This window comes from Anaerocolumna sedimenticola (assembly GCF_009931695.1).
Taxonomy (GTDB): domain Bacteria; phylum Bacillota; class Clostridia; order Lachnospirales; family Lachnospiraceae; genus Anaerocolumna; species Anaerocolumna sedimenticola.
Window position 1 is genome coordinate 3,438,416 of the sequence record NZ_CP048000.1, and the last position, 25,781, is coordinate 3,464,196.

The 25,781-nt window shown below is 34.9% G+C and carries 21 protein-coding genes and 2 pseudogenes; 13 read left to right on the forward strand and 10 right to left on the reverse strand.

Annotated features, from left to right (window positions below; translation table 11 throughout):
• Positions 1 to 2 precede the first annotated feature (2 nt).
• Positions 3 to 449, forward strand: a complete 447-nt coding sequence (locus Ana3638_RS15150) for a GtrA family protein (RefSeq protein ID WP_161838788.1) — start codon at positions 3 to 5, stop codon at positions 447 to 449.
• A gap of 190 nt (positions 450 to 639) precedes the next feature.
• On the opposite strand, the gene Ana3638_RS15155 is transcribed toward Ana3638_RS15150, so the two are convergent.
• A complete protein-coding gene (locus tag Ana3638_RS15155; protein WP_161838789.1) occupies positions 640 to 2,193 on the reverse strand; it encodes an ABC-F family ATP-binding cassette domain-containing protein in 1,554 nt (517 codons plus the stop codon).
• Positions 2,194 to 2,539: 346 nt separating this feature from the next.
• Complete coding sequence (locus tag Ana3638_RS15160; RefSeq protein ID WP_161838790.1) at positions 2,540 to 3,355, reverse strand: alpha/beta fold hydrolase; 816 nt, start codon at positions 3,353 to 3,355, stop codon at positions 2,540 to 2,542.
• 280 nt (positions 3,356 to 3,635) lie between these two features.
• Between Ana3638_RS15160 and Ana3638_RS15165 the strand changes: the two genes are divergently transcribed.
• The 3 genes from Ana3638_RS15165 (at position 3,636) to Ana3638_RS15175 (ending at position 5,934) form a co-directional block, all read left to right on the forward strand.
• Complete coding sequence (locus tag Ana3638_RS15165) at positions 3,636 to 4,295, forward strand: HD domain-containing protein (protein WP_161838791.1); 660 nt, start codon at positions 3,636 to 3,638, stop codon at positions 4,293 to 4,295.
• 32 nt (positions 4,296 to 4,327) lie between these two features.
• The gene (locus Ana3638_RS15170; RefSeq protein WP_161838792.1) at positions 4,328 to 5,191 is read left to right on the forward strand and encodes a GNAT family N-acetyltransferase; all 864 of its coding nucleotides are present in this window, start codon (positions 4,328 to 4,330) and stop codon (positions 5,189 to 5,191) included.
• 254 nt (positions 5,192 to 5,445) lie between these two features.
• Positions 5,446 to 5,934 (forward strand): CYTH domain-containing protein, encoded by a 489-nt coding sequence (locus Ana3638_RS15175; RefSeq protein ID WP_161838793.1) that lies wholly within the window; start codon positions 5,446 to 5,448, stop codon positions 5,932 to 5,934.
• A gap of 148 nt (positions 5,935 to 6,082) precedes the next feature.
• On the opposite strand, the gene Ana3638_RS15180 is transcribed toward Ana3638_RS15175, so the two are convergent.
• Together Ana3638_RS15180 and Ana3638_RS15185 are read right to left on the reverse strand one after the other, a co-directional pair.
• Positions 6,083 to 8,290: a sensor histidine kinase gene (locus Ana3638_RS15180; protein WP_161838794.1), complete on the reverse strand. Its 2,208-nt coding sequence runs from the start codon at positions 8,288 to 8,290 to the stop codon at positions 6,083 to 6,085.
• Between the two features lie 14 nt (positions 8,291 to 8,304).
• Positions 8,305 to 9,000: a response regulator transcription factor gene (locus tag Ana3638_RS15185; protein ID WP_161838795.1), complete on the reverse strand. Its 696-nt coding sequence runs from the start codon at positions 8,998 to 9,000 to the stop codon at positions 8,305 to 8,307.
• A 347-nt stretch (positions 9,001 to 9,347) separates the two neighbouring features.
• On the opposite strand from Ana3638_RS15185, the pseudogene Ana3638_RS15190 reads away from it, so the two are divergent.
• The 6 genes and pseudogenes from Ana3638_RS15190 (at position 9,348) to Ana3638_RS15215 (ending at position 17,094) form a co-directional block, all read left to right on the forward strand.
• A pseudogene (locus tag Ana3638_RS15190) lies at positions 9,348 to 10,234 on the forward strand (sulfide/dihydroorotate dehydrogenase-like FAD/NAD-binding protein).
• A 56-nt stretch (positions 10,235 to 10,290) separates the two neighbouring features.
• The gene (gene gltA / locus Ana3638_RS15195; RefSeq protein WP_161838796.1) at positions 10,291 to 11,676 is read left to right on the forward strand and encodes an NADPH-dependent glutamate synthase; all 1,386 of its coding nucleotides are present in this window, start codon (positions 10,291 to 10,293) and stop codon (positions 11,674 to 11,676) included.
• A gap of 410 nt (positions 11,677 to 12,086) precedes the next feature.
• Positions 12,087 to 13,676: a putative bifunctional diguanylate cyclase/phosphodiesterase gene (locus Ana3638_RS15200; RefSeq protein ID WP_161838797.1), complete on the forward strand. Its 1,590-nt coding sequence runs from the start codon at positions 12,087 to 12,089 to the stop codon at positions 13,674 to 13,676.
• A 71-nt stretch (positions 13,677 to 13,747) separates the two neighbouring features.
• The gene (locus tag Ana3638_RS15205; protein WP_161838798.1) at positions 13,748 to 14,641 is read left to right on the forward strand and encodes a lysoplasmalogenase family protein; all 894 of its coding nucleotides are present in this window, start codon (positions 13,748 to 13,750) and stop codon (positions 14,639 to 14,641) included.
• Positions 14,642 to 15,266: 625 nt separating this feature from the next.
• A complete protein-coding gene (locus Ana3638_RS15210) occupies positions 15,267 to 16,229 on the forward strand; it encodes a DUF5688 family protein (protein WP_161838799.1) in 963 nt (320 codons plus the stop codon).
• Between the two features lie 154 nt (positions 16,230 to 16,383).
• Positions 16,384 to 17,094, forward strand: coding sequence for a DUF421 domain-containing protein (locus Ana3638_RS15215; RefSeq protein WP_161838800.1), 711 nt, complete (start codon positions 16,384 to 16,386; stop codon positions 17,092 to 17,094).
• A gap of 202 nt (positions 17,095 to 17,296) precedes the next feature.
• Here Ana3638_RS15215 and dgoD read toward each other — a convergent pair whose 3' ends face one another.
• From dgoD to Ana3638_RS15240, 5 genes are all read right to left on the reverse strand, one after another.
• Positions 17,297 to 18,445: a galactonate dehydratase gene (dgoD, locus tag Ana3638_RS15220; RefSeq protein ID WP_161838801.1), complete on the reverse strand. Its 1,149-nt coding sequence runs from the start codon at positions 18,443 to 18,445 to the stop codon at positions 17,297 to 17,299.
• Positions 18,426 to 19,073 carry a bifunctional 4-hydroxy-2-oxoglutarate aldolase/2-dehydro-3-deoxy-phosphogluconate aldolase gene (locus Ana3638_RS15225; protein ID WP_161838802.1) on the reverse strand — a complete coding sequence of 216 codons (648 nt, stop codon included), beginning with the start codon at positions 19,071 to 19,073 and terminating at the stop codon, positions 18,426 to 18,428. The genes dgoD and Ana3638_RS15225 overlap by 20 nt, the downstream gene beginning before the upstream one ends.
• Positions 19,074 to 19,204: 131 nt before the next feature.
• Positions 19,205 to 20,152: a sugar kinase gene (locus tag Ana3638_RS15230; protein ID WP_161838803.1), complete on the reverse strand. Its 948-nt coding sequence runs from the start codon at positions 20,150 to 20,152 to the stop codon at positions 19,205 to 19,207.
• 27 nt (positions 20,153 to 20,179) lie between these two features.
• Positions 20,180 to 20,962 (reverse strand): IclR family transcriptional regulator, encoded by a 783-nt coding sequence (locus Ana3638_RS15235; RefSeq protein WP_161838804.1) that lies wholly within the window; start codon positions 20,960 to 20,962, stop codon positions 20,180 to 20,182.
• Between the two features lie 412 nt (positions 20,963 to 21,374).
• Positions 21,375 to 21,878, reverse strand: a complete 504-nt coding sequence (locus Ana3638_RS15240) for a GNAT family N-acetyltransferase (RefSeq protein WP_202621503.1) — start codon at positions 21,876 to 21,878, stop codon at positions 21,375 to 21,377.
• A gap of 712 nt (positions 21,879 to 22,590) precedes the next feature.
• Between Ana3638_RS15240 and Ana3638_RS27085 the strand changes: the two are divergent.
• Positions 22,591 to 22,764, forward strand: a pseudogene (locus Ana3638_RS27085) (nucleotidyltransferase domain-containing protein); the annotation flags it as partial.
• A 15-nt stretch (positions 22,765 to 22,779) separates the two neighbouring features.
• Here the strand turns inward: Ana3638_RS27085 and Ana3638_RS15250 are convergent.
• Positions 22,780 to 23,337: a GntR family transcriptional regulator gene (locus tag Ana3638_RS15250; protein ID WP_161838805.1), complete on the reverse strand. Its 558-nt coding sequence runs from the start codon at positions 23,335 to 23,337 to the stop codon at positions 22,780 to 22,782.
• A 135-nt stretch (positions 23,338 to 23,472) separates the two neighbouring features.
• Here Ana3638_RS15250 and Ana3638_RS15255 point away from each other — a divergent pair, with 135 nt between their 5' ends.
• Complete coding sequence (locus Ana3638_RS15255) at positions 23,473 to 24,372, forward strand: DMT family transporter (protein ID WP_161838806.1); 900 nt, start codon at positions 23,473 to 23,475, stop codon at positions 24,370 to 24,372.
• A gap of 87 nt (positions 24,373 to 24,459) precedes the next feature.
• On the forward strand, positions 24,460 to 25,197 hold the full coding sequence (locus tag Ana3638_RS15260; RefSeq protein ID WP_161838807.1) for a Nif3-like dinuclear metal center hexameric protein: 738 nt from the start codon (positions 24,460 to 24,462) through the stop codon (positions 25,195 to 25,197).
• Positions 25,198 to 25,781 lie beyond the last annotated feature (584 nt).

Genomic DNA, 25,781 nt, shown 5'->3' on the forward strand with positions numbered 1-25,781 from the left:
CAATGTTTCAAAGATTACCGGGAATATATAAATCCATATGGAAAAGGGCTGTAAACAGGGAGACAATTACCTATGGAATCGCGGGTGCTCTGACAACGCTGGTTAATTATGCGGCTTATTATATATTCTGTAATAGAATCGGAATAGAGAATCTGATTGCCAACATAATAGCCTGGATAATAGCAGTAATTTTTGCGTATATTATTAATGATATATGGGTATTTAAAGCACAGATGTCAGGTATTCAATCTGAATTTATTAAGGTTATCAAATTTTTCGGAGCAAGATTATTTTCCCTTATTGTGGAAGAAGCCGGTTTATTTCTATTTGTAGATATATTATCCTGGAATAACCTGGTTGTTAAGGCTGCACTGGCAGTTATTGTAATAATTTTAAATTATTTTTTCAGTAAGCTTTATATTTTTAATAAAAGAAGTATTGAAATATAATGATTCGTATGGCTTTGGCCGGGTGAATCATATAACCGGAAGAAACACGCTTTGCGAGTTTCTCCGGTTCGCGTGCGCATTCGGATATTGCAAGCAAAACTTGCTAATTCTCACTTTGCTTTCGCGGAAATTAAGGGGTTATTGCATAATTTTCGGATAATGCAATAGCCCCTGTTATATATCATTAATTTTAAATTCTTGTAGACCAATCGGTACAATCCCAGACTTTCGTAGCAAATTCTTCATAAAAATCTGGTTCATGACAAATTAAAAGAATACTACCTTTATATTCGGTAAGCGCTCTTTTTAATTCTGTTTTTGCATCCACATCTAAGTGATTGGTAGGTTCGTCCAATAATAATACATTAGTTTCCCGGTTGATTAACTTACATAAACGTACCTTTGCCTGCTCACCGCCACTTAACACTCTTACCATACTTTCAATATGCTTTGTAGTGAGACCGCATTTAGCCAGGGCGGAACGAACTTCATACTGGGTAAAGGATGGGAAATCCCGCCAGAGTTCTTCTATACAGGTATTATTTTTGGCTCCGCTCATTTCCTGCTCAAAATAACCCTGATATAAATAATCCCCAAGGGTGACTTTACCCTCAAGGGAAGGAATTAACCCGATAATACTCTTTAAAAGTGTTGTTTTACCGATACCGTTTGCTCCCTTTAACACAATTTTATCCCCGCGTTCCATGGTTAAAGTTAAAGGTTTTGACAAAGGTTCATCATAACCGATCACCAGATGTTCTGTCTGGAAGATATATCTTCCGGCTGCCCGGGCTTCTTTAAAATTAAATTCCGGCTTGGGTTTTTCTTTGGCAAGTTCAATCACATCCATTTTATCCAGCTTCTTTTGTCTGGACATAGCCATGTTCCGGGTGGAAACCCTGGCTTTATTTCTGGCAACAAAATCCTGTAACTCACTGATTTCCTGCTGTTGTTTTTTATAAGCAGATTCCAGCTGGGCTTTTTTTACTTCGTATACTTCCAAAAATTTATCGTAATTTCCTACATAACGGTTTAATTCCGCATTTTCCATATGATATATAATATTTATTACACTGTTAATAAAAGGTATGTCATGGGAGATTAATATAAATGCATTTTCATAGTCTAATAAGTAACGTTTAAGCCATTCTATGTGTACCGTATCCAGATAATTGGTGGGCTCGTCCAATAATAAGATATCCGGCTTTTCTAATAATAATTTACCTAATAAAACCTTTGTTCTTTGACCGCCGCTTAATTCCGTAACATCCTGATCTAAGCCAATCGCATCCAGTCCAAGAGCCCGACCGATTTCTTCAACTTTAGAATCTATTACATAGAAATTATTGTTATCGAGAACATCCTGTATTGTACCGAATTCTTCCATAATAATCATAAGTGTGTCAGGATCTGCATCTGCCATTTGGTTACAGAGTGAATTCATTTTTGCCTCTAATTCATACAAATAAGAAAAAGCGGACTTTAAAACCTGGCGGATAGTCATCCCTTTTTCTAATACGGAATGCTGATCCAGATAACCAACCCTGACGTTTTTAGCCCATTCAATATTACCCTCATCGGGCATTAACTTACCGGTTACAATATTTAAGAATGTGGATTTGCCTTCCCCATTGGCACCAACCAGACCTATATGCTCCCCTTTTAAAAGACGAAAGGATACGTTATTAAAAATAGCCCTGTCGCCAAAACCATGAGTGAGATTCGTTACATTTAAGATGCTCATACATGCTCCTTGCTCGATTTATTATATAGTTAATTACGAAATTATTATAGTTATGCAATTAACGATTTGTAACTTAAGGGTTACCTTATAGATTATACATAAATTTTATATAAATTCAAGTGCAAAATTTTATGTAATTATTACAATAAATGCTTTAGAAATAAAAATGATAAAAATGTTAAACCCTTATTATAAGCGGTTTTTATCTGGTGAGAGAGTTATACTTCACAATAATTATCTGGTATAGATTACAGAAATGTTACATGTTATACAAGATTGCTCTCTATAAATTATCTAAGAAATATAACTCCTTACCTGTTTAAGATTTTGGTAATAATAACAAATATTATGTTTCAATAAATTTCCTTAATTCCAGATTGAATTTCCCCTGTTCTTCATAAAACAAGGCATGGCCGCTGTTAAGAAATGGAACCAGCGTGGAATTCCTGATTAATTCATTTTGTGCCTGCCCTAGGGGAAAATAACATACCGCATCATGCACACCATGAAGTATTAGGGTAGGGACATTAATTGCAGTTAAATCAAAAAAAAGACTTTCTTCATCAAGCCAGGTATTGGCTATTTTAGCAGTGGCCCAAGAGGCAGCCATAAGGCCCAAACGAAATAACCAATCTTTCATGGGTTCACCTACCTCCTGATAAAAAAAGATAGTTCCAAAGTCGCGGAGCATTTGCGGGCGGTTATGATAAGTACCTCTTATAATATCTATTACGGCTTCCCTCGTCTGGCCGTACGGAAAATAAGGTCTCCTAATCAGGCTAGGTGCTGCGGCAGCGCATAAAACCAGTTTGGAAATGCCATATTCCCGATGCCTTGCCATATAACGAACTGCAATAGCACCTCCGGTAGAATGACCTACTAAGGTTACATTATTCAATCCTAAAGTATCAATTACAAAACGAACATCATCGGATAGGCGGTTGTAATCATAACCCTCAAAAGGTCTGTCTGATAACCCAAAACCTCTTTGGTCCAAACCGATACAGCGGTAACCCAGTTTCGGCAGCTGATTAAACTGATACTCAAACAAATTGTGGCTCCCTGGCCAGCCGTGTAAAAATACAATCGTTTTTTCGCCCTTAGGATTGATATCTTCACAATAAAGATTTACACCCGGTTCTACATTTATATAGTATCCCAACAGAATACCTCCAAGATAATGCTTTTCTATTAGTTTATTCCTGAAGCTCAAATGTGTTATCAAGTAGTAAAAATTATGATTTACCGGAATAAACTTTACCTTGTATTAACATTACTATTATACAAATGTGTAAAAGTGTTTCTTGTACTTCCCATTTAAGAAGTGTATAATATCAAAAAGTGATTATATGGTTAAATTTTCAAACTTCAGGGAATTATTATATTAGTTTTTTACAGACTTTTTGAAAAAATAAATAGAACGAATCTTAAGGAGATTATTCATGATTACTTATAGTGAAATTAAAAAGAATAGACAAATAAAAACTTATATACAAAAAGCAGATGAATCTTTAATTGCTTTAGGATATACGGAACATAGCTTTGCTCATGTGGGAATTGTTGCGGAAATGGCAAAATATATATTAACTACCATGGGGTACCCGGATAGAACCATTGAATTGGCTCAAATAGCAGGATATATGCACGATATCGGAAATGTAATAAATCGTGTGGATCATGCCCAGAGCGGAGCAGTTATGGCATTTCGTATTTTAGATAAAATTGGTGTGGATGCGAACGAAATAGCAACGATTATATCCGCTATAGGAAATCATGATGAAAGCACTGCCGTACCGGTCAATGAGGTGGCAGCAGCTTTAATATTAGCTGATAAAACCGATGTTCGATATACAAGAGTCAGAAACAGGGATCTTGCCAGCTTTGATATCCATGACAGGGTAAATTATGCGGTAAAAGAGTCAAAAACGATTATAAATGAAGAAAAAACCAAAATATCGCTAAATCTTACCGTAGATACGGAATTTTCATCTGTAATGGATTATTTTGAAATATTTCTTGAACGAATGATCTTATGCAAAAAAGCCGCTGAGAAATTAAATCTTAGATTCCAGCTTGTTATTAATGGACAGAAATTATTATAGTTAATAACGATTTAAAACCGGAGGGGATAGTCATGCAGGTTAAAATCTATCGTACAGTTGAAAAATTTCTACAGGAAAATGAAACAGTTCTTTTGGAAAAGGAATCTGTGAGTCAATTAATTTTATTTAATGCTATGGCAAACAGGGATTTGCAAACCAATCAGTCCATGATATTTGGCAGGGTGGCGGATGAGTTTCATCATCCGTTCGTACTTTTTGCCAATGTACTTCCCTTTAACCTGCTGATCCATTGGATCTCCGGTACTGTAATAAAAGAAGCAATTTCGCCTATAGTGGATTACATAATTGGAAATAATATCCAGATAACAGGAATCAATGGGAATAAAGCAATTTGTGATTTGTTTATTTCGGAGTATAAGAAAAAAAGACCGGAGAGTGAATTTAAGATACGTCTCCCTATGGATATTATGGAACTAAGAACCTTAAAGGATATTGATTTAGTAAAAGGAATTGCCAGAAAAGCAAATAATACGGAAGTTAATCAAATTGCAAAATGGATGGTGGAATTTGCAAAAGAGGCTTTAGGGGAAGAAATCTTATATGAAGATCAAATTCCTAAAGCCGCCAGGATGATAGAAAACGGAAGGCTGTATACCTTTGAAAAACCGGATGGAGAAATTGTATCTATGGCTGCCGCTTCCAGACAATTAGTTAACGGAATCTGTGTGAATTATGTCTATACCCCAAAGAACTACAGGAACAAGGGGTATGCGGCAACTACTATGTATTGCCTTAGTAAAGAAATGCTGAATAATGGAAATCAATTCTGCGCTTTATTTGTTGATAAAAGGAACCCTGTTTCTAACAGGGTATATAGTAAAATCGGATATGAGATTAAGGACAATCAGTATGATATGCGATTGATACGTAATTAGTATAATTTTATTAATTCAGTATTATTGCTGTAGTGGCCTTTATGGCTAAAAAGTAGATTGTAATTATAATAGAAAGGAGCAAGGAGCTGTTGTAGAATTATAAATGTATTGAGCTTGGGTCTGGAATATAGTATCTATTTCCCACATTTTGTGCTAAATCCCGGAATAAGAGGGTTCTTTCTCTCCCAAGTAAGATAGATTTTAAATTTTATGGCAGTCCTAATGGGACATTTACCGTTCCCAATGACAAAAGTATGGAAATAGAACGTAAATTTAAAATATTAAATAAACCGGAGGGTTTAGACCGATATCCGAAAAAAGAAATCGAACAGGGTTACCTGTGTATCAATCCGATTGTTCGCATCCGTAAAAGTAATGAAGAATATTATTTAACCTACAAATCCAGATTAAATATGAAAGATAATCCCAAGGATATCGCCTTAACCTGTGAAGAAGTAGAATTGCCGTTAGTCAAAGAAGCCTACGAACATTTACGAAGTAAAGTGGATGATTACCTGATTACAAAAACCCGTTATCTGATACCTATCGGTAATAATTATACTGCGGAATTAGATGAATTCCATGGATATCTGGAGGGATTGATATTTGTTGAGGTAGAATTTCCGGATGAAGAAAAGGCCGAAGCCTTTCAACCTCCGGAATGGTTTGGAGAAGATGTATCTTTAGATAAGCGTTATAAAAATAATTATCTGGCAACTATTAATAATCTGGCAGTATTTTAACATCAGGCAGAAGCAGTTCCCACGGCAGGATCCACATGACTCACTGCCGGAAGCTGCCACCGAGTCACAGCTTATCAGCACCAGAGTCTGACAAGTCAAACTCTTTCCTGTCTCATAGGAAAGTTTGCCCTATGGGACAAAAAGTCCCTTATGAGTGTGGACTATCGGGAGTTGATGTGGACATATCCGCTTTGTTCATATAGATTCTCTTAAACCTTAAGATCGCTTTAAATAAATCTCCGTCCAGTTCAATATCAAAAACAGCATTCTGGAGTGCAGCCAGACTTTTTGCGATAGACAAACCTAAGCCGCTGCCTTCCGTATTACGGGATAAATCGCCGCGGACAAAACGTTCCATTAATTCGTCCGAATTAATATTTAACTTATTAGCAGAAATGTTTTTTACGGAAACCGTTACATTATGTTCATCTGTTAAGATATCAACATAGATTCTTGTACCGCTTAAAGCGTATTTATTTGCATTTGAAAAGATATTTTCTATGATCCGATAGGTGCTCCGGCCGTCTGCCATGATATAAATGGGTTCTTCTTTCATATTTAAAACCACTTCCAAATTATGGTCGACAAAGCGGTCTTCAAATTCACCGATGGACTGTCTTACAAGCTCAACCAGATTGAGACATTCCAGGTTTAAGGAAATAGCACCGGAAGATGCCTTGGAGGCTTCCATGAGATCTTCGATTAATGTTTTCAGCCGCCAGGTTTTGGATGATAAGATATCCAGGTAACCTTTGGCTGTATCGTTTTCCAAATTTTCTTTCTTTAATAAATCCACATAATTAATGATAGATGTTAAAGGCGTTTTAATGTCATGAGAAACATTAGCGATTAATTCTGTCTTAAGCCTTTCACTTTTTAACTTTTCATCAACAGCAGCGGAAAGACCATCACCTATATTATTAATATACTCAGCCAACGAAAGAGCAGGTTCATGCATTGGTGTTACGGGAATTTTATGTGTCAGGTTGCCATCAGCTATTTTCTTTATCTCTTTCGTAATGATATTGTAATCGATTGCGGCTTTTAAGAAAACGTAACCTAAATAGAGATAACCGGCTGCGGATATAATAAAAAATTCTTCTTTCCCATCAAAGAAAATAGGATAATTATATAAATAAAAAGCAACGAACTGTATTGCTGCAAATAAAATTAAAATTGCAAATACACGGTAGGTTATATTCTGCTGAGCAAAAAAATCATGGATGAATAGGCGAAGATTTATTAAAAATCGGACCATAAGGGAATTCTCAAATAATATATTTGCTTTAATTCTCCGTATCAGACTTAATAATCCAAACATACAGAAAGGATATAACAACAAATAGGCCAGCAAAATTAAGTAAATCATATCTAATCTAAATTGCCGGTATAATAAAAAGCAGATATTATAAGCGATTAGAGCTAATATAATAATTCCCGATACGACAAAACCAAATCCGAGTTCGGTATACCACCGGTCAAATCCATTTATAATAATAGCTTCCGAACCTTTTTTGTGACCGGAAAAAGTTATGGCGATTCCTAAAAATAACAATAAAAACAGAAAAGAGACAGGAACCGGATATAAGGAATTTTGGTAATTATCATGCAGCTTCTGGAATTCCTGATACAAAGTTCCGAATTCATCATTATGGTTTGGGAAGCCGTTTACTATGGAAGTACATATGATGTATTCTCCGCGGCTTAAATCCGGTTTTATATATTTGCTTACAAAATTACCATTAATATAATCCATTACCCACCTTAAATTCTCATCATTAAGGTATTGATAATCCCGGTTTACATTTGTGGCATAACGTTCCGTTTTCGTGTTAATGATAAGATAAGCAGGATTCGTTCTAACACTTTCCAGATAAGCATCCATAGCATCGTCGCCATATTTTTTGTTTAAGGCAGACAGAGTTTTTTCAAGATCGGATGAATAATAAACCTTACCTGTTTTTAAGTTCTTAACATAATATAAAAAATTACTGTTTGGCTGATTTAAAATCGCGTTATAATAATCAAAATCTGCCTGTTGCTCTTCCGTATCGGAATATCTGGGTTTTTCTTTATCTGTCTTAAATAATTCGGATAAATCAAGGGAAGAAGAGTCATAACCTAAACTGCCGGTGTAACCTTTCTCACGATAATCGGCGTATACGGCTACCCTTTCAACGTACTTTAAATATTTGCTTTGGAATTCAGAGGTTTCTTTAAAGTCATTCGTACTGGCAGAATAGGAATCCAGATAATTTAAAATATGATAGGACCCAATCAGAAGATTAAGGCCGCACAGAAAAAGAGCTATATGTATCAAAACCTTCATAAGGAAGGAACCTTTCAATTTATTCATTGTACAACTTCCTTTCAGTATTTTTCTACTTTATATCCAATTCCCCATGCAACTTTTAAATATTTCGGTTCTTTTGGGTTGATTTCAATTTTTTCACGAATATGACGAATATGAACTGCAACAATATTGTCAGCACCATACGAAGGCTCATTCCAGATCAATTCATAAATTTCATTGATAGAAAAAACCCTCCCTTTATTTTTTACCAATAATTTTAACAGGTTATATTCAATTGGAGTTAGTTTAATAAGTTCATCATCAACATACACTTCCTTACGGTCATCATTTACCACTAAACCGCCGGAAGAGTAAATATTCTGTTCTTCCGTAACAATACTTCCAAGCTTGGTATAACGTCTGAGTGCGGATTTTACCCTGGCGATTAATTCTAACGGGTTAAACGGTTTTGTTATATAATCATCCGCACCAACATTTAATCCCAGAACTTTATCACTGTCCTCTGATTTTGCAGTCAGTAATATAATGGGAAGAGTACTGTTATTTTCCCTTAATTTCATAGTAACCCGGATACCATCCATCTGTGGCATCATTATATCCAATAAAGCCAGGTGGATTTCATTGGAATTAATAATTTCGATTGCTTCTTTTCCGTTGTAAGCTTTAATTACTTTATATCCCTCTGCACTTAAATAGATTTGAATTGCTTCTACAATATCTTTATCATCATCACATACTAATATGTTATACATTAACCGATCCTCCCTGTTCCCTTATGTAATATCTTACATTATTATATATTATTTTGGAGAAAACTTCTATATTTATATAGTCTTGTAATTATTTAACTAATTCAGTCTTATTCCTATAAAATCTTTTAATATAACCGACTATAGCTTATCATGTAAAAATAAATTTGACAGATATAAAATCTTAAGAATTTATGAATTAAGTTATAGTTAATTATTATGGAAATTCGGAATATTATTCATCTTTCCTAAATAAAAATACTGGATTTTTTAATGATTATATTTTATAATGTAGAAAGTTGTTAAATGCTTAAGTTTTTAGCAGGTTTACGGAAATGGAGGAAAACAACATGTATGAGATATTGAAAAAAGAGTTATTGGCACCAAATATTTATCTTATGGATATACATGCACCCAGGGTAGCGAAATCTTGTTATCCGGGTCAGTTTGTAATAGTGAAGATGGACGAGAAGGGAGAAAGAATTCCCTTAACTATATGTGACTATAACAGTGAAGACGGTACGGTTACCATTGTATTTCAGGCTTTAGGAAATTCCACGAAACGAATGGCAGAGTATGAAGCAGGGGATGGTTTCCGTGATTTTACCGGTCCTTTGGGATGTAAATCCGAATTAGTGGATGAACCCATTGAAGAACTAAAAAAGAAAAATATCCTTTTTGTTGCCGGCGGCGTAGGTACGGCACCTGTTTATCCCCAGGTCAAATACATGAAAAATCTTGGGATTGATGTAGATTGTGTCATAGGTGCAAGAAATAAAGAACTGATTATTTTAGAAGAAGAGATGAAACAGGTTGCAAAAAATGTATATGTTACAACCGATGACGGTTCCTATGGTTTTAAAGGTAATGTAAATGACTGCATTAAAGACCTGGTTAATAATCAGGGGAAACATTATGATCTGGTTATAGCCATTGGTCCGATCATTATGATGAAGTTTGTATGTATCCTTACGAAAGAATTAGGAATCCATACAATTGTAAGTATGAATCCTATCATGGTAGACGGAACCGGTATGTGTGGAGCTTGCCGTTTAACCGTTGGGGCCAGGTGAAGTTTGCCTGTGTGGACGGTCCTGAATTTAATGGCCATCTTGTAGACTTTGATGAATCCATGAAAAGACAGCAGATGTATAAGACGGTTGAGGGAAGAGCCATCTTAAAGGAAAGGGAAGGTGCCACTCATAAAGGAGGCGGCTGCGGCTGCAGTGATAATTAATTACAACTAAGGTTTTGCCTTTAGGGCATTTAATACAACAGATAGGAGTTAAAGGGATGGATGTATTAAAAAGAATACCTGTCAGAGAGCAGGATCCAGAAGTAAGATCACATAATTTCAGTGAAGTATGTTTAGGATATAATATGGAAGAAGCTATGGAGGAGGCCAGCCGTTGTTTAAAATGCAAGAATGCCAAATGTATAACGGGTTGTCCTGTATCCATTGATATACCGGAATTTATTAAGGAAGTAGAAGCTGGTAATATTGAATCTGCCAGTAAAGTTATCGGTCAGTATTCAGCACTTCCTGCTGTTTGCGGCAGGGTATGTCCTCAGGAATCCCAATGTGAAGAAAGATGTATCCGGGGAATTAAAGGAGAGCCGGTATCCATCGGCAAGTTGGAACGTTTTGTTGCCGACTGGTCCAGAGAGAATCATATAAAACCGGAAATTCCTTCCGTAAAAAATGGTAAAAAAGTAGCTGTTATCGGTTCCGGTCCTGCCGGTTTAACCTGCGCCGGTGATTTAGCCAAGATGGGCTACGAGGTAACCATATTTGAAGCATTACATGAGCCGGGCGGTGTATTGGTATATGGTATACCGGAATTCCGTCTGCCAAAAGATACTGTTGTAAAAACGGAAATTGAGAATGTAAAAGCATTGGGTGTCAAGATTGAAACTAATGTAGTTATTGGAAAATCCACAACAATTGATGAATTAATGGAAGAGGAAGGTTTTGATGCCGTATTTGTAGGTTCCGGAGCAGGGCTTCCTAAATTCATGGGTATTCCTGGCGAAAATGCCAATGGTGTTTTTTCAGCAAATGAATATCTTACAAGAAGTAATCTGATGAAAGCATTTGATGAAAGTTATGATACCCCTATTGCCGCAGGCAAAAAAGTTGCGGTGGTCGGCGGCGGTAACGTAGCCATGGATGCTGCCAGAACTGCATTAAGACTTGGAGCAGAGGTATATATTGTATACAGAAGAAGTGAAGAAGAGCTTCCTGCCAGAGTAGAAGAAGTGCATCACGCAAAAGAAGAGGGAATTATCTTTAAATTATTAACTAATCCTAAGGAAATATTGGTAGATGAAAACGGATGGGTTAAGGGGATGATCTGCGTAGAGATGGAACTCGGTGAACCCGATGCATCAGGAAGAAGAAGACCTGTAGAGAAGTCAGATTCTGAATTTGAACTGGAAGTGGATACGGTTATTATGTCTTTAGGAACAAGTCCGAATCCTCTTATTTCCTCAACCACCAGGGGACTTGATATCAATAAATACAGATGTATCATTGCAAATGAAGAAAACGGTCAAACCACAAAAGAAGGTGTCTTTGCCGGCGGAGATGCCGTAACCGGTGCGGCAACCGTAATTCTTGCCATGGGTGCCGGAAAAGCCGCAGCAAAAGGTATTGATGAATATCTAAAAAATAAATAAGTAACGATATAGTACTGCCGCCTCGGATACTGCTATCATTCCGGGGCGGATTTTAATTTCCGCGAAAGCAAAGTGAGAATTAGCAAGCTTGCTTGCAATAATTCGAACGCACACGCAAAACGAAGAAACTCGCGAAATATGTTTCTTCCGGTTTTCGTAAAAGCATAGTGAAAACATGCAAACTTTCCTGTATTAATTCCGGCACGCTCGAACAACAGAGAAACTCACACATTAGGTTTCTTCCGTTTCGATAAATATCCATAAACTTACTTGTTCGTATATACGAATCATATTGTATAATATGGGAAAAAAAGATTGCCTAATGCATTGATTATTGGTATAATAGATAACAAACAGAGCTTTTTTAGTGCTGGTAAAGCGGAAGGACTAAATTATTTGGGGTGCAATGAATGCAATATAATAAGATAGAACTGCAAACACTAACAGATGGCGGGAAAGCTTATATAGTTGATTGGGGTATTGGTAATATAATTATTTTAGCTGCACTTGTTTTAATAATCCTTTTGATCATCCTTTTGGTTATTTGTTATGGTAAAACAAAAAGTGAAAAGGCTGCATTATTAGAGAAGCAGAATTTAAGTAACAATTATACGGAATTAGAAACTGCTTACGAAGAAATTTCCACAGCAAAAAATGAACTTAGCATAAAATATGATGAACTAAAGCGAAGCAAGGATAAGATGCAGAAGTTAGCTTATTCAGATTATCTGACAGAACTTCCGAACCGGTTAGCCTTTACGGAAGTATTGGATGGAGTTATGCTGACTCTCAGGAATGAAGAAGTTATTGCCATAATGAATGTTGATATCGATAATTTTAAAGCAATTAATGATACGTTAGGACATTCTTACGGAGATGAATTATTAATTGACGTCACACATCGTCTGAAACAGGCTATGGATGATAATGATTACCTTGCAAGATCCGGCGGAGATGAATTTGTTGTACTTACTCAAAATCTTACGGATATCGGTGAGTATGAGGCAAAGATTAAGAAAATCCGGAAAATATTTGACTATCCTTTCGTTTTATCTATGAAAGAATACTTTATTACAGTCAGTATCGGAATCGCCCTTGCTCCCAAAGATGGAAAAACAACTCAGGTATTAATTAAGAATGCGGATTCTGCTATGTATGCGGCAAAGGCCAATGGTAAAAACACATTTGTTTATTTTAATGATGCTATCAATGAGAAACTGATGGATAAGATACAAATCCAATCCGAACTTAGAAAAGCCATTGAAAATAATGAGTTTATTGTTTATTATCAGCCGCAGATTGACTTAAGTACAGAAAAAATTGTTGGATTTGAAGCTTTAATCCGATGGAATCATCCGGAAAAAGGAATATTATCCCCAGGTGAATTCATAGCATTTACAGAAGAAACCGGATTGATAGTTCCGATTGGTTATTGGGTATTAAAAAGTGCCTGCTGTCAGCTGAAGAAATGGGAGGAGGAAGGGTTCCATAATCTTACCATAGCTGTTAATATTTCTGCACGTCAGTTTAAGGACCAGGATTTTGCTAATATGGTTAGAGAAACAATCAATGAAACCGGAATCAATCCGGGTAATCTAGAATTAGAAATAACAGAGTCTATTGCATTACTGGATTTAGAATACTCGGTTGCAATGATACAGAAGCTTAAGGATTTAGGGGTTAAATTCTCTCTTGATAATTTTGGGACGGATTATTCCTCCATGAATTATCTGAAGCGTTTACCGGTTAATAATCTTAAAATTGATAAGAGTTTCTTAGATAGTGTAACGGATAATCGAAGTGAACAAAACATTGTTCAAACAATTATCTCTTTAGCACAGAATCTGGATATTGCCGTAATTGCTGAAGGTGTGGAGAAAAATGAACAGGCACAATTTCTTAAGAGTGTGAAATGTAATAAAGCGCAAGGATTCTTATTCAGTGAACCCGTATCCGGTGATATGGCAGATCAGGTTTTAAAAAAGATAGGAACCTTATAATCAATTGTTTTCACAAATACTAAGACCGCTGATAATTACAGTGAATGTAATTAAATCAGTGGTCTTTCTAAATGGATTATTACAACGAATGTAAACTGAGGGAAAAAGGTATGGTAATTGCAAATAAAAAGTTTAATAATAAAAAGTTTAATAATAAAAAGTTTAATAATAAAAGGATTTGTAATAAAGGGAAAAGTAATAAGGAGATTCGTAATAATAGAACTAGTAATAAAAAGAGTTTTATTATTGTATATATATTAATTCAGATATTAGTATATATTAGTTTTATGACCATCGATATTACACAAAGCAGTTTATATAGTGCTTCTAGTTTCTTGAAATTCTCCGGTATCATACTGTGCTTTTTATTTACCATTTTATATGATAGCCGTAACTGTGATCGGAAAGATATCCATATCCTTAGATTAGCTTTGCTTTTTACTGTTATATCAGATTTATTTATTTTAATATTGGACTATTATTTAATCGGTTTGGTAACTTTTTGTATAGTACAAAGTCTGTATTTAATCCGCCTGGGTAAATGGCGTAATGATTTAAAGATTGGAGATACTGCCGCCATTATTCTAAAGAATTTTATTAGAAATTTAATTATAACTTCTATTGTTCTGATCATTTTAATCGTGATTAAGATTAAAATGGAATGGCTGATTATAATATCTTGTTATTATTTTATCAGTATACTTTTTAACGTTATAGATGCTATTCTGCTTGCAGCTAAATCTAAACATAAAAATAAAGTTATATTCGCGGGGAGTATGATATTATTTATATTATGTGATATTAATGTGGGTTTTTTTAACCTATCTGATTTTATCTTCATCAGCAGCAAGTGGTTTACATTACTTTATAGCTTTTCAACAATAGCCATGTGGATGTTTTATTTGCCTGCGCAGCTTGGTATTTCGCTGAGCGGACAAATGAATGAGTATGGGAACAACATGTAATCTAATTATAATTATGTAAAAGTATACAAAATGAATTAGAAAAAATCTCCATAATTTCAAAAAAAATTACTTGCTTATTGAACACTATTTTGATAAGATAATTTTATAGAAACATATGTTCCGTTAATTTTTAGTATTCATAGTTTTATTTATATTTTATATTTTATATTTTATATTTTATATTTTATATTTTACATTTTACATTTTACATTTTACATTTTATATTTCTTATTTCATATTTCATATTTTCAAATTTCATATATTGTGATTCGAGAAACACTTATCATGATTCGAGAATTTATATCATTTTATTCCATAAGTAAGACTAATTAATATGCTATAATCCGTATTGCCTAAATCATTTTCTGATTTTATCTATTATTAATAAAGTATTGCTTTTTAAATATCTATTAATCTTTTCAACTGTCTAAAATCGAAACGGTTTAATCATTAATCCCAGTATTAAAGAGAATAGAATTATCTTACGAATGCTTGAAAATGTTTGTATGAATGTCTGTAAAATGCCTGAAATAGTATTATAAGAAAATATTTGAGAATATGGTTATTTCGAAAGAAAAATTAACGGAATATAATAAAGAAAAAATTTTATAAAAGGAGAAAACCTATGGTAAATAAGGAGACATTTGAATTAATTGGATTTCAAGAATTTCTTGGTTTAATGAAAACAACAATAAAAAAGGAGGTTGGGGAGGAGTATCACGTAGAAATCAATCATGTAATTAAAAATAATTCCATTGAGCTGGATGGGTTGATTGTTAAAAAGAAAGATGAGTATATAACACCATATATTTATATAAATTCCTATTACGAACGTTACATAAATGGAGAACCGATTAAATCGCTGGTGAAAGAAATTATTTGTATTTACAGAAATTCAATGGATAAAGAAGATAAAGAGGTTGTAAAAATATGTTATGAGTTTAATGAGATGAAATCCTGTATAATTTACAGGTTAATAAATTATGATAAAAATAAGAAAATATTGCAGGAAATCCCTCATATTCGATTTCTGGATCTGGCAATATCTTTCCATTGCCTGGTTAAGAATAATGAACATGGGATCGGAACGATACGAATTACAAATGAACATCTAAAAAACTGGAACATTACATTGGAAGATTTAAAAAATGTTGCCCGGATTAACACACCAATTTTATTTCCTACTGTAATTAAATCAATGAATGATGTTATTACAGAGATTATTAAAACCGAGTTACAGGAGCAATCCCAGGACGACGGGATTGAAAGCAGATATTTTCCTAAAGAATGCGAGATGCCAGGTTCGAACAATATGTTTGTAGTATCTAATGTAAAAGGTATCAATGGAGCAAGCTGTTTAATTTATCCTGATGTAATAAAAAATCTCGCGGAAGAATTAGATTCCGATTTGTATATACTACCAAGCAGTATACATGAAATCATAGTAGTGAAAAACAATCAAAAGATGGATAAAAATACGTTTCGTGAGATGGTAACGGATATAAACCGTACACAGGTGCCGGAAGAAGATATATTATCGGATAATGTATATTTTTATTCCCGTAAGCGTAATGCCATAACAATGTAATGAGGTATTCATTAAATTTGTGGTTTTTATAAATTCCTCGTTGAAATATCCTGTTGTAATTTGTTTATTTAAAAAAAGAGTTATAATATTTTTTCAGCTTTAGCATATCCTATCTTTCAAAAGAAATTATTTTAAAAATTAGGAGGAATTCTTTATGGAGGTGTTAAAGATAATTATAGTATCCCTGGGTTCGCTTGTGATACTTTTTATATTTACAAAATTAATGGGTAAACGGGAATTATCACAATTAAGTATGTATGATTACATCAACAGTATAACAATAGGTTCCATAGCGGCTGAAATGGCGACTTCTCTGGAGGGGGATTTTATTAAACCTCTTACGGCGATGATTGTTTATGGCGTTATATCCTTTTCGATATCCTATTTGACTTGTAAATCAGTCGTACTACGGAGATTTTTTGAAGGGCATTCCTTGTTATTATACCAAAACGGTCAGGTATATGAAAAAAATTTATTAAAAGCAAAAATTGATATAAATGAATTTTTGGCAATGTGCCGCTCCAGCGGATATTTTGATCTGGAAGAAATTCATACAGCACTACTTGAGACAAATGGACAGCTTAGTATTATCCCTTCTGCAAAACACCGTCCGGTTACTACATCTGATTTGAATTTAAATCCGCAGCAAAACGAAATATTAGCTGATGTAATAATTGACGGAAAAATATTAAGTAATAACCTGAAATCAACCGGTAAAAACGAAAAATGGCTGGATAGACAGTTAAGTGCACATGGAGTATCGGATATTAAAGAAGTTATATTAGCAACTTTTGATTCTGGCAGCGATAAATTAAATATCTATGTCAAATTACATGTGAAAACGAAAGGAGATTTATTTGAATAGGAATTCTGTTAAATTTAGATTTTTTAATAGGGAAGCAGCAGCCGTATTCCGACTTTAGGATGGAGTACGGCTGCTTTTCATTTCCGCGAAAGCAAAGTGAGAATTAACAAGCTTCCTTCCAATAATTCCAACGCGCACGCGAACCGAAGAAACTCGCAAAGTGTGTTTTTCCGGTTAATAAAAGAATATTTATCCAGAGTATTTACCATTCAGCTATGGATCCATCTCCGTGACGCCATACTGGATTCTTCCAATTATGGGGTGTTTTATTTTCTTCCAGAACCAGTGCTTTATTTACTTCAACACCTAACCCTGGTTTAACAGGCATAGGCAGATTACCATCAATAAATTTAAAATCTTCTTTATTCATGACATAATCCAATACACTGCGATTTTCATTATAGTGGATACCCATACTTTGCTCCTGTATGATTGCATTGTGGCAGGTTGCATCGACCTGTATGCAAGCCGATAATGCGATAGGGCCAAGAGGGCAGTGGGGAGCAAGAGCTACATCATAGGCTTCTGCCATTGATGCAATTTTCTTCACTTCGGTAATCCCACCGGCGTGGGATAAATCTGGTTGAATAATATCGATACAGCCTAATGATAACAATCTCTTAAAGTCCCACCTGGAGAAAAGCCTTTCACCGGTAGCAATGGGGATATTAGTATAACGGGCTACTTCTAAAAAGCCTTCCATATTATCACAAAGAACAGGTTCTTCTATAAACATAGGATTAAATTCTTCTAATTTTTTTGCCAAAACTTTAGCCATTGGTTTATGTACTCTGCCATGAAAATCAATGGCTATTCCAAAATATTTCCCCACGGCATCCCGTATGGAAGATACCCGCGCTAAAACCTGATCTACTTTCTCATAAGTATCAATATATTGTAATTCTTCCGTTGCATTCATTTTAATTGCTGTAAAACCTTCTGCTTTTTTTTCTTTTGCCGCATGTGCAACTTCGGAAGGGCGGTCCCCACCAATCCAGGAATAAACTCTTATATTATTTCTACAGCTTCCGCCAATTAAGTCATAAACGGGTGCATTGTAATATTTGCCTTTTATATCCCATAGGGCTTGATCTATACCGGAGATAGCGCTCATTAGTATAGGACCTCCGCGATAAAAACCGCCGCGATAGAGGGTATTCCATATGTCCTCAATGTTTTTGGGATCAACACCCAATAAATAATCTTTCATTTCTTCTACACATGCTTTAACCGTCGCCGCTTTTCCTTCAATTACCGCTTCGCCCCAACCGGTTATATCTGCATCTGTTTCAATTTCAACAAAACACCAGCGAGGTCTTACTAAATAAGTATTAATTTTTGTAATTTTCATAAACCTCATCCTTTCTGAGTAAATGTATTGATTCTTTTATCTCCAGGGTTATCTGTGCCCATTGCCTGTTATGCAAGTGTTCTTTTGATACTAAATTACTCCCGATACCCACACCAAGAAACCCACGATTTAAAAATTCGGTAAAGTTTTTCGTATTAACACCTCCGACAGCTACATAATCCGTTTTATCAAAAGGCCCTTTCAGACTATTAATGTAGTTCAGGGGAAGATCAGAAGCAGGAAATAGTTTCAGGACATCAAAGCCGTAACGGATACAGTTACTAACATCAGTAGGTGTCATAACTCCCGGGAGCAGCTTGACTTTATTAATGGCGCAGTATTCCAAAACTTCCGTATTAATGGAAGGTGAGAGGAGAAATTGCGCTCCGGCATCCAAAGATTTTTTAACATCTTCTACGGATAATACGGTTCCTGCACCTATCAAAAGATCTTTATTACTAATCTGCCGGGCTTGTTTTATCTGATTGACAGCATCCTGTGAATTCAGTGCAATTTCAAAACAATTAATTCCACCTCTTGCAATACTTTCTATATATTCAGTAGTAATTGAAAGGGGTATATTTCTCATTATGGCAACGATGGGGTTTTCTTTTATAATATTTCGCATGGTATCCTCCGATTCCGTATATATAGTTTATTGAATTTCATTAACTGATTAAAGGGTATATTTTTCTATTCAACATTATATTTACTTTATATACTAACGCTTTTATGTTTGAATCTTAATAAGATATCGGATTATCTTGTTACAATGGTCTTATTATTTAGAATATCCAACATTTCTTCTTTTGATAATAAACCCTCAATATCCCCGAAAGTAGTTGTAGCATAAGCACCTGCAATTCCTCCTAACCGGCCGCAGGTAATAAGGTCCTGATTATCTAAAAGACCGGATAAAAATCCTGCATTAAAAGCATCACCTGCCCCTACGGAATCGATGGACTTACATTTTACTGCGGGTGTAAAATGATTTTGCTCTTTATTTGCCACCCAGGCTCCGTTGCTTCCATCTTTTATAGCTACATATTGCAGATTGTATGAGGAAAACATTCTATCGAAAATAACATCTATTTTATTGCTATGAAATAAAAAATCAGCCTCTTCACGTCCTATTAACAGTATATCTGACATAGAAATAAATTCTTTTATCATATTGCTGTTGTCTTGATCTTTCCATAATTTAAATCGAATATTGGGATCAAAACTGATTAATGTTTGATTTGATTTCGCTGTTTTAATTGCATATCTTAATGTTTCATAACAGCTATTACTTAATATTGGTGTAATTCCGGTTATATGTAGAATTTTTGCATCTGCAATATATGACTCGCTGATAAGGGAGGGTTCTAAATACGTCGCAGCTGATGAATCCCGGTAATAGATTACCCGTGTTTCATTTGAGGGAGAAATAGATTTAAACATTAATCCGGTTTTATGTTCTTTATCTACCGTAACTTGTGAGGTATCAATACCTTCCGCTCGAATCATACGTAATATAAATTGTCCAAATTCATCATTTCCTATACGGCTTATCCATCCGGCTGTATGGCCAAGTTTCCGGACTCCTATTGCCGTATTACTTTCCGCGCCTGCAATATGCATAGTAAAGTCTGCCCCATACTGGAGGGAATTATAGTTCTTTGGAACAAATGAAACCATGGTTTCCCCAATTGTAACTAAATCCATGAATAAATTCCTTCTTTCGCCTTATTTTTATATTAGATGTTTGAAATCCGCATCAAGATTTTTTAAAATACTTTCTAATTTATTTTGTGCATCTGATAATAACATTTTGATAAGTGTACTTTTTTCTTCAGTGTAACGAAAAGTTGGAACGGCAACACTAATTGCTGCAACAATGGCACCCTTATGGTGTATAGGTACAGCAATACAACGGATGAATTCATTGGATTCCTCAATCTCATAGGCATAACCGTCCATTCTGGCTTTTATTAACTGTTCCTGTAACTGATCAAAATCTGCAATGGTGTTTTTGGTTAAAGGAACTAATCCCTTGGGATAAAGTTTCTTTAATTCATTCAAATTGTAATCCATTAGCAGGGCTTTACCCAGAGCGGTTCCATATGCAGGTATTCTTTTGCCTACGCTGGAGAACATACGGATTGATTCCGGCGAATCTATCTTTTTCAGATATAGTACGTCCCCTTCGCTTAATATGGCGAAATGACAGGTCTCAGCACAGCGATTCACAATATTTACCAGTATGTTCTGGGCTTCCTCTAAGAAGTTGAGATGTTCCAGATAGCTGTTACCTACCTGAAAAGCGGCACGGTCAATTTTATATCTGGATTTAGCATCAATAAATAAATAGTGGCGATCTACTAACGTATGTAGTATGGGAAACATACTGCTTTTCGGTGCGTCTATTTTTTCACATATCTCAGTATAAGTATATCCTTTCTGATTGGAAGCGATGAGTTCAAGAACATCAAGCACACGGTTGGTCGAACGGTGATTGTTTTTATCTTCCGTCATTTAAAAACCTCCTTATATTTTATAAATAATATACGGATATAGAAATGATATTCGTATATAAGAACTGATAATATTATAGCATTTTAATGCAAAGATGTCAATTTAAGGGAAATTATTGATGTGAGTTAGTGGAAGGCTGCCACGACCTTATGTACCGCTATGTGCGGCAATCGAGTGAGAACGTGTCTTTTGTTGGATAATAATCACACGCTATTTTGATACCCTAAAATGTGATAAACATCTCTAACCGGAAGAAACACGCTTTGCGAGTTTCTTCGGTTCGCGTGCGCGTTCGAATTATTGCAAGCAAGCTTGCTAATTCTCACTTTGCTTTCGCGGAAATGAAAAAGGGCGCCGCATTTAGTGCGACAGCCCCTTCATTTATAACCTATGAACATAACTAATTAGTTATTTAATAATATTTTTCTAAATCCAACCGATAAGCAGAACCTCGTTCTGTTTTTTTATATGCATTAAATCCATTCCTTAAGAATAAAGCTCTTGAAACCTCATTATAGTCATAGATTTCATTCACATAAATAGTTTTGAACCCAATACTTATTGCTCGTTTTATTAAGGTTCTAATTACAAGAGTTCCTATTCCACAATTTCGATATCTTTTATCACCAATCACTATGGGTATATCTTCCTGCCAGAATGTAACATCACCAATAGGAATATACTCATTCAATTTAAGTATTTCTATAAAGTACAACTCGCCATGATTATTTAGGTAATCATACATTCTATGAAGTTTCTCCATGTCGTATACTGTTGCATATTCTCCATCAACAAGTCTGACAGTTTCTTCATCTTGATACCATTGAAAAGCAAAATCAAAATAACCGTCAAATTTTTTTAGTCTTAAACTTGAATTTATTTGAATGATATCTGGCTGTTCAATTCCTTGTATCATAATAATTTCCTCCAATGGATCTAAATTATGACCATATCAATTATAAGTACGATATGTATTTACTAAGTAATTATGTTTCCGACTCAATTATATGAGTAATTTAAGGCATAGGCTAACGAAAAAGATTAGTAGAGTACAGTGAATACAAATAAGATTTTTTATACAGTGATAGAATAAAAGATAATGGTTGTTGTGTTATTTCAGTTTATGTAATTCTTTCTATTTCTTGTAGTAAAATTATAGAAAGTCTGATTTAATATCATTATATTAAAATAAAAATCTGCCTCATTATGTTAAATAGAGGAAAAGATTTCATACTCACGAAAATGTAATATATTTACATGTCCGGTAAAATCAAAGGTTTCAGATATACTTCCTGATTTTGGGCAACAAAAAATGCACCTAAAGGGACTCGAACCCTTAAAAAAAATCACTGAAAAGACTGATTTTACTATATAAATTAAATTTGAAAAACATTGATGATTACAATATGATTACAAACCGGACTGCATATATGATTTTAGGTTGAAATAGTTCACGTTGTAGGAAATACTCTGGTTTATTGCTGTTTTTTAGTCAATTAATTAAGAATGGTTAAATATCGTTTTATTACTGGGAAAATTGTGTTAAAATATAATTGCAGGATATAATTAATATAAGCTGCTTGGTATAAAAACTATTTGAAAAGAGGTGTCCTTTAGTGAATGATAATATGATACAGGAACTACTTTACGGTTTAAATACTATATATGGAACTGTTTTATTGCAAGTTATCTTATATGGATCCGTAGCTAGAAATACGAATACTTCCGAATCAGACATTGATATAGCAGTAATACTTAATACAAATAACACAAAGGATTACGAAGAAGCATTATTGGATTTTATAGTTGATATGAATTTAAAGTATGATCGAGTGTTTTGCGCCCGTTGTAACTATAATCTGTTCCGGCTCACATTGAATCCCCCTGGCTTTCTTCAGATAATCAACAAGTGTTCTCCGAAGCTCCAATCTACCTTCCGGATAATCATATCCCAGAGCAGATATGGGAGCTTCATTAAAGGCCTGTGTGACAGCTCTATTCCATTTTCCTCTTGGAAACAGATCAATTGCCGGTATTCCACTATCAAAATCAATGACGTCCTGAGTTATTACATCGTTGGAGAGCGATGAAACACGGCTGTCTATAATTTTGTCCGAATACTTAATTGCATGAAATCCTTTATTTACATAGACACCGGAGCCGGCAATGCTATGCACATATCCTTCGGATATTAACATTTCGTAAGCAGACAGGACAGTATTTCTGGATACATTCAACTCACCGGACAATTCTCTGGTAGAAGGAAGACGCAAACCGGATTTGAGCTCACCGGTTAATATTTTTTCCCGTAACTGATTGTATATCTGTAATTTCACAAGACGCTTCTTGCTCTTATCTAATTCAACATATAACATATCCTTCTCACTTTCTAACCGGCCCAATATAATATCATTCGAATTGGACCTTTTGTAAACCAATTCATTATGATATGATTTTAGCAAACCAGTTTACATTTGTAAACAATACTAAGGAAAGGAGAAGGAAGACTTATGAAAATAAATGACAGTCCGCATCCGTATGCAGCAGTCACCATTATTTTTTGGTCCTTGGCATATGTTCTTACCCGTGTTGTACTGCAATACTTTTCCGCCTATTCGGTTGGCTTTTTAAGGTATTTTGTAGCTTCCTGCACGCTGGTCATCCTGGCACTTATTATGAAAATGAAAATACCAAGGATAGCCGATTTAAAGTGGTTTCTTATGTCGGGTGCTGTAGGTTTTTTCCTCTACATAATTGCTTTTAATAAAGGCAGCGAAAGGGTTACGGCATCTATGAGTAGTGTGGTCATAGCGACGGTACCTATAATGACAGCATTATTCTCATATTTTATTTATCATGAAAAATTAAAAGGGTTTCAATGGGCTGCAATTGTAATAGAATTCTTAGGTGTTATTATACTAACGCTGATGGATGGGATATTTACGGTCAATACCGGACTTATTTGGCTGCTTTTTGCAGCGATAGCATTAAGTGCTTATAACCTGTTACTTCGTAAATTATTGAAGGATTATTCTGCTTTACAGGTATCAACCTTTAGTATTTTTGCAGGTACACTTATACTTACGATTTTCCTGCCGACATCGGTAAGAGAAATAAGGAATGCTATGCCAATCCACCTGCTCTATATCCTGATACTTGGGATTTTTTCCAGTGCTATTGCATATCTGGCTTGGTCTAAGGCATTTTCAAAGGCAAAACATGCATCCACCGTAAGTAACTATATGTTCATTACCCCTTTATTGACAACTCTTCTGGGTTTCCTTATAACAAAGGAGATACCGGATTGGTCGACAATCTTTGGAGGCACGATTATTCTACTTGGATTATTTATATTTAATTTTGGTGAAAGGTTATATAATAGAATTTCTATGAATCGAAGTTCTTCCTAAGAAAATTGCAATATATATGCAATATATATATTTTGGACTGATAGGATCAAAGGAGAGCTAAATAAATTAATTGAGATTGGAGTTACCATGCAATATTCAGAAGTAAAAGAAAAGCTGCTTTCACTTTTTGACAGGAAAAAATTAATGGTTATGCCGAAGGAATGGGAATTTTTCAATGAACATGACAGGAGTATCAAACGGATAGGTTATGTAGTAAACCTGACACCTGAGATTATTGAGAAGGCCCATCAACTTAGGGTGGATTTTTTGATTACACATCATCCCTCAATATCGGAGTTGAAGGATGAATGCTATAAAATGCTTGAAGTATATGATATAATACATACTTTTTTTCATGCACCTCTGGATGATGCTGATTTTGGTAATAGCCGTTCCATAGCAGTTGCCCTGGGGCTGATCAATTGTAAGAAAATCATCCCATATCAATATGATTATTATTGGGGAATCACTGGAGAACTGGTGGAGAAGACTACTTATGAAAAGCTATTGAATAAACTTTCCATGATATTGAATGAAACGGTGAAAGGGTATAAAAACAATGACACGCTAATACATAAAGTCTGTATCAACGCAGGTGGTGGAGATGATATCAATAAATTAAAGGAAGCGCTTGATCATCAATGTGATGTCTATATAACAGGAGGCTATAATTTGGATTTCCAGCTATACGCGAAATATAGAGGCATAAACCTGATGATTGGAAGCCACACCAATACAGAGCTTATGGGTATTCAGAACTTTGCTAATTTGCTGACCTCACATACAGGTGTAGAGGCCACGAAAATTGATGAGAGTAATTATTAATATGCTTCAGTTTTCATATAGATGAGGTTTTATATGAGGATTAAAGTGTCAAAAGCACCGTAGGTGCTTTTGACACTTTAGTCATATGAGACAAATAAGAAGAAGTCACTTTATGTAAAGCTGTTACTGCTTTTTCACCCAGGCTGCAATATCCTTAATCACTTGAGCTTTTACATGGTTTGGTTCATTATATACCGTAATGTCTGGAACATCGTTTGCAGATTTCTGGTTTGTCATAAACAGATGGCTAAGGCCCGGATGGAGCTAGAAAGCAACATTTTTATGTCCCTTTAGCGTAGTCCTCCATAGCTCATAATCTTTGTCAGCATAAACCTGGAAGCCGTCGCCACCCTGAAGGATCAGCACGGGAACTGAAGAACCACTGGTAGATGAAACACATGAGTAATTGATATGTTTCCTTGAACGGCGATTTTTCAGAAATCATCGAAAAACCCATTGACATGTTCCTACGAAGAGATACCATAAAAAATAGTACTCAGACATCAATTCCATCAACTCAAACCATGTGGAGACGGTAGTTTTGATGTCACGCAAAGATAAATAAATAGGCTTAAATAGCTTGT